Annotated in this window: 12 protein-coding genes; 11 read left to right on the top strand and 1 reads right to left on the bottom strand. The window is 64.6% G+C overall.

Annotation, left to right across the window (positions count from 1 at the left end; genetic code table 11):
* The first annotated feature begins 54 nt into the window (after positions 1 to 54).
* From E3T29_RS02565 to mshC, 3 genes are all read left to right on the top strand, one after another.
* Positions 55 to 1,422 carry a M20/M25/M40 family metallo-hydrolase gene (locus E3T29_RS02565; protein WP_134343959.1) on the top strand — a complete coding sequence of 456 codons (1,368 nt, stop codon included), beginning with the start codon at positions 55 to 57 and terminating at the stop codon, positions 1,420 to 1,422.
* A 71-nt stretch (positions 1,423 to 1,493) separates the two neighbouring features.
* Positions 1,494 to 2,348: an undecaprenyl-diphosphate phosphatase gene (locus E3T29_RS02560; RefSeq protein ID WP_134343958.1), complete on the top strand. Its 855-nt coding sequence runs from the start codon at positions 1,494 to 1,496 to the stop codon at positions 2,346 to 2,348.
* A 66-nt stretch (positions 2,349 to 2,414) separates the two neighbouring features.
* Positions 2,415 to 3,722, top strand: a complete 1,308-nt coding sequence (mshC, locus tag E3T29_RS02555; RefSeq protein ID WP_134343957.1) for a cysteine--1-D-myo-inosityl 2-amino-2-deoxy-alpha-D-glucopyranoside ligase — start codon at positions 2,415 to 2,417, stop codon at positions 3,720 to 3,722.
* Between the two features lie 3 nt (positions 3,723 to 3,725).
* On the opposite strand, the gene E3T29_RS02550 is transcribed toward mshC, so the two are convergent.
* Entirely contained in the window at positions 3,726 to 4,694 is a 969-nt protein-coding gene (locus tag E3T29_RS02550; RefSeq protein ID WP_134343956.1) for a PAC2 family protein, read from the bottom strand.
* 81 nt (positions 4,695 to 4,775) lie between these two features.
* On the opposite strand from E3T29_RS02550, the gene E3T29_RS02545 reads away from it, so the two are divergent.
* The 8 genes from E3T29_RS02545 (at position 4,776) to E3T29_RS02505 (ending at position 13,729) form a co-directional block, all read left to right on the top strand.
* Positions 4,776 to 5,543, top strand: a complete 768-nt coding sequence (locus E3T29_RS02545) for an HAD family phosphatase (protein ID WP_255574972.1) — start codon at positions 4,776 to 4,778, stop codon at positions 5,541 to 5,543.
* A complete protein-coding gene (locus E3T29_RS02540; protein ID WP_134343955.1) occupies positions 5,540 to 6,541 on the top strand; it encodes a tRNA (adenine-N1)-methyltransferase in 1,002 nt (333 codons plus the stop codon). Before E3T29_RS02545 ends, E3T29_RS02540 begins: the two co-directional genes overlap by 4 nt.
* Before the next feature lie 120 nt (positions 6,542 to 6,661).
* On the top strand, positions 6,662 to 7,600 hold the full coding sequence (locus E3T29_RS02535) for an FKBP-type peptidyl-prolyl cis-trans isomerase (RefSeq protein ID WP_134343954.1): 939 nt from the start codon (positions 6,662 to 6,664) through the stop codon (positions 7,598 to 7,600).
* Between the two features lie 66 nt (positions 7,601 to 7,666).
* The gene (locus tag E3T29_RS20600) at positions 7,667 to 9,811 is read left to right on the top strand and encodes a helix-turn-helix transcriptional regulator (protein ID WP_370449096.1); all 2,145 of its coding nucleotides are present in this window, start codon (positions 7,667 to 7,669) and stop codon (positions 9,809 to 9,811) included.
* A 3-nt stretch (positions 9,812 to 9,814) separates the two neighbouring features.
* Positions 9,815 to 10,129, top strand: coding sequence for a hypothetical protein (locus E3T29_RS02520; RefSeq protein WP_134343953.1), 315 nt, complete (start codon positions 9,815 to 9,817; stop codon positions 10,127 to 10,129).
* Between the two features lie 46 nt (positions 10,130 to 10,175).
* Positions 10,176 to 10,433, top strand: coding sequence for a twin-arginine translocase TatA/TatE family subunit (tatA, locus tag E3T29_RS02515; RefSeq protein WP_134343952.1), 258 nt, complete (start codon positions 10,176 to 10,178; stop codon positions 10,431 to 10,433).
* 45 nt (positions 10,434 to 10,478) lie between these two features.
* Positions 10,479 to 11,231, top strand: coding sequence for a twin-arginine translocase subunit TatC (gene tatC / locus E3T29_RS02510; RefSeq protein ID WP_092340218.1), 753 nt, complete (start codon positions 10,479 to 10,481; stop codon positions 11,229 to 11,231).
* A 38-nt stretch (positions 11,232 to 11,269) separates the two neighbouring features.
* Positions 11,270 to 13,729: an RNA helicase gene (locus E3T29_RS02505; RefSeq protein WP_134343951.1), complete on the top strand. Its 2,460-nt coding sequence runs from the start codon at positions 11,270 to 11,272 to the stop codon at positions 13,727 to 13,729.
* The last annotated feature ends 6 nt before the right edge of the window (positions 13,730 to 13,735 follow it).

Here is a 13,735-nt window from a genome sequence, read left to right as displayed (position 1 = left end):
GATTAGAACACCCGTTGTGTCACCGGCGCCGGCGCCGACGGGTAGCGTTTGACCATGGCTTCCCTTTCGAACGTGCCCCCAGCCGCAACTTCCGCTGATTCAGTGGGTAGCCCGCCCGCAGCGGTCGCCCAGAAACTCGACCTGACCGCCGAAATCGCGCGGGATCTCATCCGCTTCGACACCACGAACTACGGTGAGGGTCGCTCCAACGGCGAAACGGATGCCGCCGAGTACGTGGCCGAGAAGCTGCGCGGCCTCGGCCTGAAGCCCGAGCTGTTCGATTCCGAACCGGGCCGAACGAGCGTGGTAGCCAGGGTGAATGGCCGCGACGCGTCGCGGAGCGCCCTGGTCGTGCACGGTCACCTCGACGTTGTGCCGGCCGACGCGGCCAACTGGAGCGTTGATCCGTTCGCCGGCGTCATCAAGGACGGACTGCTCTGGGGTCGTGGTGCCGTCGACATGAAGAACATGGACGCCATGATCCTGGCCTCCCTGCAGGACGTGATCGCCGCCCAGGGCGCACCGGAGCGTGACCTCGTCATCGCGTTCTTCGCTGACGAAGAGGCCGGCGGCGTGCTTGGTTCGCACTTTCTGGTCAAGGAACACCCGCACCTGTTCGACGGGGCTACCGAAGCCATCAGCGAGGTTGGTGGCTACTCGATCACGCTCGGCGGCAAACGCGCCTACCTGCTGCAAACCGGGGAGAAGGCGCTGATCTGGGTCAAGCTCGTCGCGCGCGGCGAGGCCGGACACGGCTCCCGCATGCACCCGAACAACGCCATCACCCGACTTGCAGGCGCCGTGGCGAAACTCGGACGGCACGAGTGGCCGATTCGTCTGACCGATACGACCGAGCAGCTGCTCGGCGAAATCGCCCGCATTCTCGATGTCGATCCGCAGCGGGTCGGCCCCGACGAACTAGCCCTGGCTACCGGCACGGCTTCCGGTTTCATTCAGGCCAGCCTGCGCACGACGGCCAACCCCACTGGCCTGACCGCCGGCTACAAGCACAACGTCATCCCGGACATGGCCGAAGCCCTCATCGACATTCGATCGCTGCCGGGCGAGGAAGACCTCGTACTCGCCCAGATTCAGGAGATTGTCGGTTCCGACATAGAGATCGTCACGATTCACCGCGATATCGGTTTGGAGACCGAATTCAGCGGACCGCTGATCGAGGCCGTCGTGGGCACTCTGGAGCGCCACGACCCCGGAGCCCCGGTGTTGCCCTACCTGTTGTCGGCGGGAACCGACAACAAGGCGCTCAGCACGCTCGGCATCAAGGGCTACGGTTTTGCACCACTTCGCCTCCCGTCCGACTTGGACTTTCCTGCGATGTTCCACGGAGTGGATGAGCGGGTGCCGCTGGACGCATTAGTGTTTGGCAGGCAGGTTCTGACCGACCTGTTCTCCAGTTACTAGCACCAGGTTCGATCCCAACGGGTTTGAGCTCAGTCGGCGTCAGCTGAAAAAAATCTGAGAAAGCGAAGCGCGTGGACTTTCTGAATGCGATCATCCTGGGCCTCGTTCAGGGGCTGACCGAATTTCTTCCGGTGTCGTCGAGTGCCCACATCACGATCGTCGGCCAGTTTCTCGGCACCGGTGAAGACCCGGGGGCTCGGTTCACTGCCATCACCCAGATCGGCACCGAGGCTGCCGTCGTCATTTTCTTCTGGAGTGACATCGTGCGCATCATCGGCCAGTGGGCCAAGTCCCTCACCGGCCGGGTTCCCCGCAAGGATCCGGATGCCCGCATGGGCTGGCTGATCATCCTCGGCTCGCTGCCGATCATCGTGCTCGGCCTGCTGTTTCAAAACCAGATCGAGACCGTGCTGCGCTCGCTCTGGATCACCGCAACCATGCTCATCGTCTTTGGAATCCTGCTTGGCATCGCCGACCACGTCGGCGCCAAGAGGCGCCAACTGCGAGACATTACCTACGGGCACGGCGCAATCTATGGTTTCGCCCAGGCACTCGCGCTCATCCCCGGCGTGTCCCGTTCGGGGGGAACCATCACCGCCGGGCTGTTCCTCGGCTACGAACGCGCCGCAGCGGCCCGCTACGCCTTCCTGCTGGCGATTCCCGCCGTGCTTGGTAGTGGCTTCTACCAGGTCTACAAGTCCATCGCCGATCCCTGCCTGGCCGGCGCGACGACGTGCACTCCGGAGATTTTCGGACCGCTCGAAATATTGGTCGCGACGGTCATTGCCTTCATAGTCGCCCTCGGAGTCATCGCGTTCTTCATGAACTACATTTCTAAGCGGAGTTTTCTGCCGTTCGTGATCTATCGCATCGTGCTGGGCATCGTGCTGTTCGTGCTTCTCGGCACCAACGTCATCTCGGCCTAGCCATAACGCCCCGGCCCGATCGGCCGGGGCGCGAAACCACTGCCGCATCAAAGCTAGGCTGGTTCAATGCGTGCATGGGAACGACCCGAAATTGTCTCTGTCCCCGGCGAGTCGGGTGCACCCTGGCTCCATGACACGAAAACTGACAGCCTGGTGCTGGCCCAGCCACGCGATGCCGCCCGGCTCTACGTCTGCGGCATCACGCCGTACGACGCCACCCACATCGGCCACGCAAACACTTACCTCGCCTTCGACACCCTGCAGCGGGTCTGGATCGACGCCGGGTTTCGCGTGCACTACGCCCAGAACGTGACGGATGTCGACGACCCGCTCCTGGAGCGGGCGACCGCCACCGGCGTCAACTGGCGCGACCTGGCCGAGTCCCAGGTTGATCTGTTCCGCACCGACATGCAGGCCCTCGGCATCATTCCGCCGAACGACTTCGTCGCCGTGACCGAGGTCATTGACGAGGTCGCCGCTGCCGTCGCGCTGCTGCAGCAAGCCGGACTGGCCTACCCGGTACCGACCGACGATGCCATCGCCGGCGCCGACGGAACGATCGCCGCCGACCTCTACTTCGATATTCAGGCCGCCGAAGCCAGCACGAACTGGACCCTGGGCGACGAGAGCAACCTCGACCCGGTCAGCATGCTCCGCCTCTTCGCCGAGCGCGGGGGAGACCCCGACCGGGCAGGCAAGCGCGATCGCCTCGACCCCCTGCTCTGGAAGGCGGCGCGCGCCGGCGAACCCGTCTGGGAATCGCCCGTCGGCGCCGGGCGCCCCGGTTGGCACATCGAGTGTTCGGTCATCGCCCTCAAAGAGCTCGGGACCGACTTCACCGTGCAGGGTGGCGGATCAGACCTGATCTTCCCACACCACGATATGAGCGCCGGGCACGCGGAGGCGCTGTCCGGGCATCCGCTCGCCGGGGTCTACAGCCACACCGGCATGGTCGCCTACCGCGGCGAGAAGATGAGCAAGTCCCTCGGCAACCTTGTACTGGTCTCGAGACTTCGTGCCCAGAATTTTGACCCGCGCGCGATCCGGCTGGCCCTGCTGGCCCGGCACTACCGAACCGACTGGGAATGGACCGCCGCGCTCCTGGACGAGGCCGTCGCGCGCCTGTCCGCCTGGTCGTCGGCGTTCGGTGCTGCGTCGCTCGGCACGGTCGCCGTGAACGCCTCCGAGGGTGCCGCCAGTACAGCAACACCTGGTTCGGCTTCCGCTCTGGTCGACGCCCTCCGCCTCGCACTACGTCACGACCTGGACACACCACAGGCCCTGCAGCTCATTGACGACGCGGTCGCCAGTGAGCTCGATGACGTCGCACTGGTCAATCAGGCCATCAGCGCTCTCCTCGGCGTCGCTCTGTAAGGCCTAGTGCCGTGGCCCGTCGGGCCTGGTGCCGGGCCCGTCGGAGCGGCCGTCTGGCCGACCATCGGCACGTCCGTCGCGTCCGTCGGTACCGCGCTTGCGCAGGTACTTCTCGAATTCCTGCGCGATGGCCTCGCCGCTCGCCTCCGGCGAGTCGACCGTGTCGCGGGCCTGCTCCAGCTGGGCGATGTACGCGGCCATCTCCTCATCCTCACCGGCCAGCACATCGATACCGCTCTCCCAATCGGCGGCCTCGGTTACCAGCACGCCCCGGGGGATCACCACGTCGATGACCTCTTCCAGCTTGTCGATCAAAGCGAGCATCGCCTTGGGCGACGGTGCGTTGTGCACGTAGTGGGGAACGGATGCCCAAATCGACAGGGTAGAAATTCCCACCGTCTCCGCGGCGTCCGACAGAACGCTGAGAATGCCAACCGGACCCTCGTAATTACTGCGTTCGATCTGCAGTTCGGCGCGCACCTGGGCGTTATCGCTCGACACGAAGATCGAAATGGGCCGGGTATGCGGAACATCGGCGAGCATCGCCCCGAGGAACACGACGCCGCTCACGTCAGCGGCGAGGGCGGCGTCGAGAATCTCCGCCGCAAAACTCTTCCAACTGCGCGACGGCTCCGTACCGATCAGCAGGTAGATGTTGCCAGCATTCGTTCCGCTGACGCGCAACTGCGCGTCGTCGGCCAGCGGCACACCGGTCACACCGGGATTCGTCGGGCCGTACATGATCGCGCTCGGCCAGCCGAGCGAGCGCACACCATCTTCATTGGTTGACACGGTCGGCCGATTGAACTGGTAATCGAAGTACAACTCCGGATCGACCTCGGTGATCATCTCGACGTCGAGGAGTTCCTTCAGCGCGCGAACCGCGCCCGTTGCGGCCTCGCCAGCGTCATTCCAGCCTTCGAAAGCAACGACCAGCAGCCGTCCGCCCAGAAACCCATTACCGTCAGCCACCGTGTTTGTCCTCAATTCCTCGTGCCTTCCGCGTGGAGGGCCTTCAGTCAAGGATAGGCGGTGGCCCTACACTTGAACCCCGTGAATGTTTTTCCTCTGCCGCTGCCCACGCCCGCTTCCCTCCCCGCCGCTGTCCTCTGGGACATGGACGGCACGATCGTTGACACCGAACCGTACTGGATGCGCGCGGAAACCGAGCTGGTAGCCGAATTCGGCGGTGTCTGGACCCACGACGACGGCATGCTGCTGGTCGGGTCCGGACTGTGGAACTCGGCAGCGATCCTGCAATCGCGCGGGGTGGACCTCACCCCGGATGCCATCGTCGCGCGCCTCACCGACCGCGTGCAGGAGCAGCTGGCCGAACACGGCATTCCCTGGCGTCCCGGTTCTCGTGAGCTCCTGCAACAGCTGAAGGTGGCCGGCGTGCCGACTGCGCTCGTCACCATGTCGGTGGAGCGGATGGCCCGCCAGATCATCGACCTCATCGACTTTGCAGCCTTCGACGTTGTCGTCGCCGGCGACATGGTCGAAAACAGCAAGCCGCATCCGGATCCCTACCTGGTCGCCGCCCGACAACTCGGCGTCAACCCGGCGGAATGCATCGCGATCGAGGATTCCGGGCCCGGTGTCGAATCCGCCGTCGCTGCCGGCACCATCACCATCGCCGTTCCCCACCAGATCGACCTGCCGGAGAGCGCCCTGTACACGCGCTGGTCGACGCTCGACGGGCGAACGATCCACGACATTGCGGCGTTGTTCCACTCCTCAGAGCGTTCCGATTCGGCCGCTCCCGTTCATCCTCTCGCCCCCACCGGGTTCGCCCGCAACGAAAGCGCACCACTCGCATGAGCAGCAACCAGGTTATTCAAAACAGTGGACTCTTTCGCATTGGCGACCGGGTGCAACTCACCGGGCCCAAAGGGCGCATGAACACCATCACCCTTCAGGAAGGCCTGACCTTTCACACCCATCGCGGCATTCTCGCGCACGACGACATCATCGGGCAGCCCGACGGTTCGGTCGTCACCAACAACGTCGGCGTTGAACACCTCGCGCTGCGCCCGCTGCTGGTGGACTTCGTGATGAGTATGCCGCGCGGTGCCGCCATCATCTATCCCAAAGACGCTGCCCAGATTCTGGCGCAGGCGGACATCTTTCCCGGTGCCACTGTCGTCGAGGCCGGAGTCGGTTCGGGGGCGTTGTCTCTCTGGCTGCTTCGCGCAATCGGACCGGCCGGCCGTCTCGCATCCTTTGAACGGCGTGAAGAATTCGCCGATGTCGCCCGCGACAACATCGCCACCTTCCTCGGAAACGATCCGCAGAACTGGACCATCACGCTCGGCGACCTCGCCGAGACGCTGCCCGACACTATGCCGTCGCACAGCGTCGACCGGGTGGTCCTGGACATGCTGGCACCTTGGGAATGCCTGGGCGCAGTCTCCGAAGCTCTCAAGCCCGGGGGAGTGCTGCTCTGCTACGTCGCTACGGTGACGCAGCTGTCCCGCGTAGCCGAGGCCATCCGCGGTACCGGTTTTTACACCAATCCGGATTCCAACGAAACGATGATTCGCGGATGGCATGTGGAAGGTCTCGCGGTACGACCCGACCACCGCATGATCGGCCACACCGGTTTTCTGATCACGGCTCGTCGCCTCGCGCCCGACACGATCCTGCCCGAATTGAAGCGGCGTCCGTCGAAGACGGACTTCAGCGACGCCGATGTCGAAGCCTGGACGCCGGGAGCGCTCGGTGAACGCAACGTCAGCGCGAAGGTCATGCGCAAGCGCGTGCGCGTCGCGGGATCCAGCGCGGAGCTTTCCAAGGCCCGAGGCCTCGACGCCGGTTAGGATGGGTCCCGGCCCTTCTGGTTGTACCACGCCGAAGCCTGCGCCCCCGTAGCACCCGCACCCCTCACACCCGCGCAACAGATCCACGCTGCGCACCACCCTGTACTGAAAGAAGGACCTGTGCGCAAAGCATCCGCGCTGATCATCACCGCCGGCCTCGTGATGACGGCACTGACCGCGTGTGCCGGCCCCGGCACTGCTCAGGCATCCTGTGACGCTGGGGCGCCCTCGGGCGCCGCGTCGAAACTGGTCTCGGTGACCGGTGATTTCGGCGCTGTTCCGGACATCAGCTTTCCGACACCCTTGAAGTCATCCACTACGCAGCGCACCGAAATCATCGCGGGTTCAGGGCCGCAGGTCGTTCCCGGCCAGATGGTCTCCGTCGAGTCGAACCTGTACAACGGCACGACCGGCGAGCCTCTGCAGCTGAGCGCTTTCGACGGCAGTACCGCCGTGGAGTTCGGACTGGGCGATGCTACAAATCCCGGATTTGTCGCCGGTCTGGTCTGTGCGCGCGTGGGTGAGCGCATCGCGGTCGTCATTGCGCCGAACGACGGCATCGGCGTCAACGATCAACTGCGCGTCAGCGCGACGGATTCTCTCGTGCTCGTCGTTGACATCGTGAAGGCCTTCCTGCCGCGAGCAGATGGAGCCGACCAGGCCGTCGCGAACGGTCTTCCTGCCGTCGTCCTCGATGCCGACGGCACCCCTGGAATCGTCCTTCCCTCCGGTGATGTGCCGAAGGCGCTGGAATTCTGCGTGCTCAAGAAGGGAACCGGCGAGAAGGTCGCGTCAGACGCTACCGTGGTGATCCACTACACCGGCCTCTTGTGGGCGAGTGACAAGGTCTTCGAGTCCACGTGGGCGACGAGAACGCCTCGGGTAGTGCCACTTTCTGACCTTCCGCAGGGCCTGGCCACCGCGATTTCTGGTCAAACCGTTGGCTCCCAGCTGGTCGTTGTCGTTCCGCCAGCGCTGGGCTTTGGCCCAGCGGCACAGGGCCAGGTCCCGGCTGGTTCAACGCTGGTGTACTCGGTCGATATTCTGGGCATCAACTGATTGTGGGGTTCCCACCGCGCCCGTGCCACCGCGTCTGACGCCTGGTTCGGGCGATAGGATCACACAGTGACTTCGACGCCTCCGCATCCCGATTCGACCGAGGAAACCGGTCCCAAACCATCGGCGATCACGGCTCCTGAGCGACTGTTCAGCCTGGTCCTGGCCCTCGTGGCGACGGATTCGGGGTTGACCAAGGCCGACATCCTCCAGAACGTGCAGGGCTACCGGCAGCGCTATGTACCCGCCGGTTCGAACGAGAGCCTGGAGCGCCAGTTTGAACGCGACAAGGACGACCTCCGTGAGCTGGGCATTCCGCTCGAGACGATTGAGCCCCCGCACGATCCGGGAAGTAACCATTTTCTCCGCTATCGAATTCCGAAGGGTCTCTACGACCTGCCCGCCGACGTGACCTTCACTCCCAGCGAGGTGTCCCTCCTGAAACTGGCAGGCACGGTGTGGCGCGAAGGATCCCTGTCGGGGGAATCTCGCCGTGCCCTGATGAAGTTGAACTCGCTCGGCATTGAACCGAGCGAACCGGTACTCGGCTACGCGCCCTTACTGCGCACGCGCGATGCGAGTTTCGAACCACTCAGCAAGGCGCTTGACCGTGCGCAGGTCGTGGTTTTTCTGTACCTCAAGCCGGGGGAAACCACACCGGCGCGTCGTGTTGTTGCTCCGCGCGCGCTCGTGCAGCACGAAGGCCGCTGGCACCTGTACGCCACGGATGAGGCCGTTCACGCCCCACGCACGTTTCTGCTGTCTCGCATCGTCGGCGCTGTCGCAGTCGTCAGCACCGCGGCTGCGGTCGCCAACGCGACTCCGGGTCCGGTTATCGACTGTGCGACCGACAGTGCTCGAGCCCTGGCCGAACTCGAGGCTCTCTGGGCCGGTAATATCGCCCGCATCGCCGTCGTGCCCGGGTCCGACGCCGCTGTTCGTCTCGGCGCGCGCCAGGCGGCGCAGCACCCGGTACCCCCAGGCCAGCAGTCCGCCGGAGTCGAGCGCCTCCTGCACTTCACCGACCTGAATATCCTCGCCGACGAACTGGCTGGATTTGGCCCGGAAGTAGTCGTCGAGAGTCCGCTCGCCCTGCGCTCGGCGGTGGAGAATCGGCTGCTCGCCGTCAGGGACGCTCATGCGGGCCCCCGGCCCGCCGGATCGTCCGGAAGTACGCCTCGCCGCCGAACACCGTCGCTGCGCGCGCGGTCGGGTGCACCTTCCCAACCCCGGGTGGCCGGCGACCAGCTCACGCTGCTGCTGTCCCTCGTTCCGTACCTTATCGATCAGGGGCGCGTCAGTGTCACCGAGGTGGCGAAGCACTTCGATCTGTCGGCGGAACGTGTTCGTGGTCTGGTCAGCCTCATTGCCCTGTCCGGCATCCCCGGGGAGACCCGCCAGTACCTGCACGGCGACCTGTTTGACATCCTCTGGGACGAATTCGAATCAAACGATCGGATCGTGCTCACGCATCAGGTCGCCATCGACGATTCCCCGCGATTCTCCGCCCGCGAGGCCGCGGCGTTGATCGCCGGTCTGCAATACCTGTCGGCGCTGCCCGACAATGCCGATACCGACGCCATCGCATCGCTGATGGCCAAGCTGACCCGCAGCGCATCGGCGCCCCCGACCCAGGTGGCCGTCGCCCAGCGCGATGCCGGCACCACCCGCGACATCGTCCAGACGGCGCTCAGCACGCAGATGCAGGTTGAGTTCGACTATCTGAACGCTCGCGGGGGCCAGGAACACCGGCTTGTCGACCCGCTGCGCCTAGAGTCCGTCGACAACGACTGGTACTTGCGCGGCTGGTGCCACCTCCGCGAAGCCGTCCGAACGTTCCGACTGGACCGCATGAGCGAACCGCGCGTGACGGACGTGCCACGCAGCACGCACCCGACCGACCTGGTTCTGCCCGATACCCTGTTTCAGGCGTCGACCACAGACGTCGATGTGCGACTCGAGCTCCCGACCACGGCGCTGCCGTTGCTGGCGGATTACCGCCCCGAACGCGCAGAGCCGGTCGGATCGGGCGAACGCACTCGCACCACACTGCGCGTCGCCCATTCCCACGCGCTCAAGCGTCTGGTCACCGGCCTGGCCGGCATCGTCACCGTTCTCGAACCTGCCGAATCACGCCAGGCGGTCGCTGACTGGGCCGCAGCCGGGTTCGCCCAGTACGCCGCCGACCGCCAGCGCCCGACGGAGCAGGAGTAGCCGATGCCGTGGTGGTCGTGGCTGCTCATCTGGACTGGTCTAACACTGGGACTGCTCGCTCTGCTCAGCTGGTTTGCCCTCTCGCTGTTTCGGAAGACTCGCGGCACCCTGCAGGCGCTGGAATCGCTCCGCGGTCAGTTGCCCACGGGCGAATCCGATGGGCTGGCGGCTGCCGCTGTCGGTATCCCGGCCGTGTTCGCAGATTCGGCCGTGCTGCAGGGAAGGGTCGACCAACTGCGTGCAGAACGCACCCACCGAAACCAGGTGCGTCGCGACGCGCGGATCGTGCGGGGTAAACTGATGCGGCACGCCCGATAACCGCCACGCCCGCTGCAATACTCGCTAACACAGAGGACACACCCTCATGCTGCAAAATCTGACCGGATGGCACTTCCTGATCATCCTTGTCGTCGTACTGCTTCTTTTCGGTGCGCCCAAGCTTCCGGGACTCGCCCGCAGCCTGGGGCAGTCGATGAAAATTTTCAAGAGTGAGATCAAGAGCGACGCGGTCGACCCCGATCCGAACGCGCCTGCTCGCTCAACGAGCACCACGGGCGACGACGCGTCGACGACGTCCGGCCCCACCGCGGTCGGCCCCACCGACCCCGCCGCGAAGCCTTAGCGCCGCATGGTCCGCGCCGAGCGGAGTGCGACCAAAGCGGGAAAAATGTCGTTGGGGCAGCACCTGATCGAACTGCGCAAGCGCCTCTACCTGGCTGCTGCCGGGCTCCTCATCGGGGCCATTGCGGGTTGGTTTCTCTCCGACTTCGTCTGGGATCAGCTGCGTGAACCCATTTACGCCATCATCAACGCCCAGCATCGTAACGCCCAGATCAACTACCCCGACATCACGAGCGCTTTCGACCTCAAACTGAAGATTTCGCTCTACGTCGGTCTGATTGTGTCCAGCCCGGTATGGCTCTATCAGGTCTTCGCTTTTCTGGTACCGGGGCTCACCCGAACCGAGAAGAAATACACCTTCGGGTTTCTCTTCACGGCCATTCCGCTGTTCCTGGCCGGCTGCGCCGCGGGTTGGATCGTCCTGCCGCACGTAGTCGAGCTCATGACGAGTTTCGCCCCCACGGAGGATTCGGCGTTCATCAACGCTCAGGGCTACTTCGATTTTGTGCTCAAGCTCGTCGTGGCGATCGGTATCGCGTTCGTGCTGCCCGTGTTCATCGTGCTGCTCAACTTCGCCGGGGTCATCAGCGCAGCGTCGATCATCAAGTCCTGGCGGATCGCCATTCTGGTCATTGTGCTGTTCACGGCGATCGCCACCCCGGCCGCCGACGTGGTGTCAATGTTCCTGCTGGCCATTCCCATGGTCATGTTGTATTTTGCCGCCTACGGTATCGCTTGGCTGCACGATCGGCGCGCGGCCAGAAAAGTGCTCGCCTTCGAAAAAGAATTCGCGCTTTAGTCTCAGCTGAGACTCGTTGCAGCAATTGTTAGGATCACGTGACTCACACGCAATCGCCGGCCGAACGGTACTCGGCTGCGCGCATCCGGGCCGCCCAGCCACTCCTGCAGGGGTTCGAGAGCGGCCTGGGCTTCGACCTCGACCCGTTCCAGCGTGAAGCCTGCGCGTGCCTGGAGGCGGGCAACAGCGTGCTCGTTGCGGCGCCGACCGGAGCCGGCAAGACGATCGTGGCCGAATTCGCGATCTACCTGGCGATGCAGCGGTCCCGTGCAAAGGTGTTCTACACGGCCCCGATGAAGGCGCTCAGCAACCAGAAGTTCCAGGAATTTGCGGCCGAGTACGGCGCTGACCAGGTCGGGTTGCTTACCGGAGACAGCAACGTCAACCCGGGGGCGCGCATCGTGGTCATGACCACAGAAGTGCTGCGCAACATGCTCTACGCCGATTCCGATCTGCTGACCGACTTGGCCTTCGTGGTGATGGACGAGGTGCACTACCTCGCTGACCGCTTTCGCGGAGCTGTCTGGGAAGAAGTGATCATCCATCTGCCACAGCAGGTGCGCATGGTGTCGCTCAGCGCGACGGTGTCGAACGCGGAAGAATTCGGCGATTGGCTGCAGGCAGTGCGCGGTGAGACCGACGTGATCGTGTCTGAGGAGCGACCAGTTCCGCTCGAGCAACACGTGCTGGTCAAGAACAATATGCTCGATCTGTTCGACTCCACCGGACTGATCGGTACGCATCGGGTTAATCCTGAACTCGTGCGTCTGGCACACGCCGGCGGACGTTCGGCCGGCGGGCGCGGCCGAGGTTCCGGTCGTCAGGGCGGCCAATCCGGGGGCTACCGGGGTCATGACAAGCAGCGTCCCCAGTTCGATGCCGGTCGGATGGACCGCGGCGACATCGTGCGTATGCTCGACGGTAAACATCTGCTGCCGGCCATTTTCTTCATCTTCAGCCGGGTCGGCTGCGACCAGGCCGTGCGACAGGTGCTCCGTTCGGGGGTACGCCTGACCCAGGAACACGAGCGTGAAGAAATCCGCCAGATCGTCGACGATCGATGCCGCACCCTACTGGACGAAGACCTCGGCGTGCTTGGCTACTTCGAGTGGCTGGACGGGCTCGAACGCGGAGTCGCGGCCCACCATGCTGGTCTGCTGCCGGCCTTCAAGGAGGTCGTCGAGGAGCTCTTCCAGAAGAAGCTGGTCAAGGCCGTCTTTGCCACCGAAACGCTTGCCCTCGGCATCAACATGCCTGCCCGCACGGTCGTGCTCGACAAACTGGAGAAGTTCAACGGTGAAGCGCGCGTGCCGATCACCCCGGGGGAGTACACCCAGCTGACCGGTCGGGCCGGTCGCCGCGGAATCGACACCCTTGGGCACTCGGTCATCCAGTGGGCCCAGGGACTCGACCCGCAGGCCGTCGCCTCGCTCGCCTCTCGGCGCACCTATCCGCTGAATTCGAGTTTCAAACCGACCTACAACATGGCCGTCAATCTGATCGACCAGTTCGGGGTCACGCGAACGCGCGGCGTGCTCGAGTCGTCGTTCGCCCAGTTCCAGGCCGACCGCGCCGTCGTCGATCTGGCCCGCTCCGTGCGCCAGCAGGAGGAATCTCTGGCCGGGTTCAAGACCAGCATGACCTGCCACCTCGGAGATTTTGAGCAGTACTCGGCCATTCGTCGGCGTCTCACCGAGGTGGAGCGCGAGGGCACCAAGGCCGACAACTCCCAGCGAGGGGAACGCGACAAACGCCAGCGTGAGGTCGCCAGCCTCCGCAAACAGATGCGTGCCCACGGTTGCCACCACTGCGCAGATCGCGAGGCACACTCCCGCTGGGCGGAACGCTGGTTCAAGCTCAAACGCCAGACGGATGCCCTCAACCAGCAAATTTCGCAACGCACTGGGGCGATCGCCCGCGTTTTCGACCGGGTGACCGACGTGCTGCTCGGCTACGGCTATCTCGAATCCGATGCCAGCGGTGCGATCGCGCTCAGCGAAAGCGGACGGATTCTGCGCCGCATCTACGCCGAGCGGGACCTGCTGGTTGCTGAATCCCTGCGCCGCGGCCTGTGGAACGAACTCGACGCCGCGAGTCTCGCAGCGATGGCCTGCGCGCTCGTCTTCGAGCCGCGACGTGAAGAGGGCCTCATCGACGCCCGCTACCTGCCGAAGGGGCCTTTTCGCCCGGCGTTGGACGACACCCATGAGCTGTGGAGTCGCATCGACGACCTCGAGCGTGACCACAAGCTCCCCGGCAGTAATCCGCTCGCCGTTGGCCTCAGCCTCGCCATGTGGAAGTGGGCCCGCGGCGCGTCGCTCGCCGACGTGCTCGACGAGGCCGAGATGGCGGCCGGCGATTTCGTGCGCTGGACCAAACAGACCATCGATCTGCTTGACCAACTGTCCATCGCCGGCGACGCCCAGGTCGGATCAACCGCTCGGAGCGCCATGGACGCCATCCGTCGCGGCATTGTCGCTTACTCTTCGGTGGCCTGAACCCGC

The organism is Cryobacterium sp. TMT1-66-1 (assembly GCF_004403435.1).
Classification (GTDB): Bacteria; Actinomycetota; Actinomycetes; order Actinomycetales; family Microbacteriaceae; genus Cryobacterium; species Cryobacterium flavum.
The sequence above is the reverse complement of the archived record's forward strand: the minus strand, read 5'-3'. Positions and strand labels throughout refer to the sequence as shown.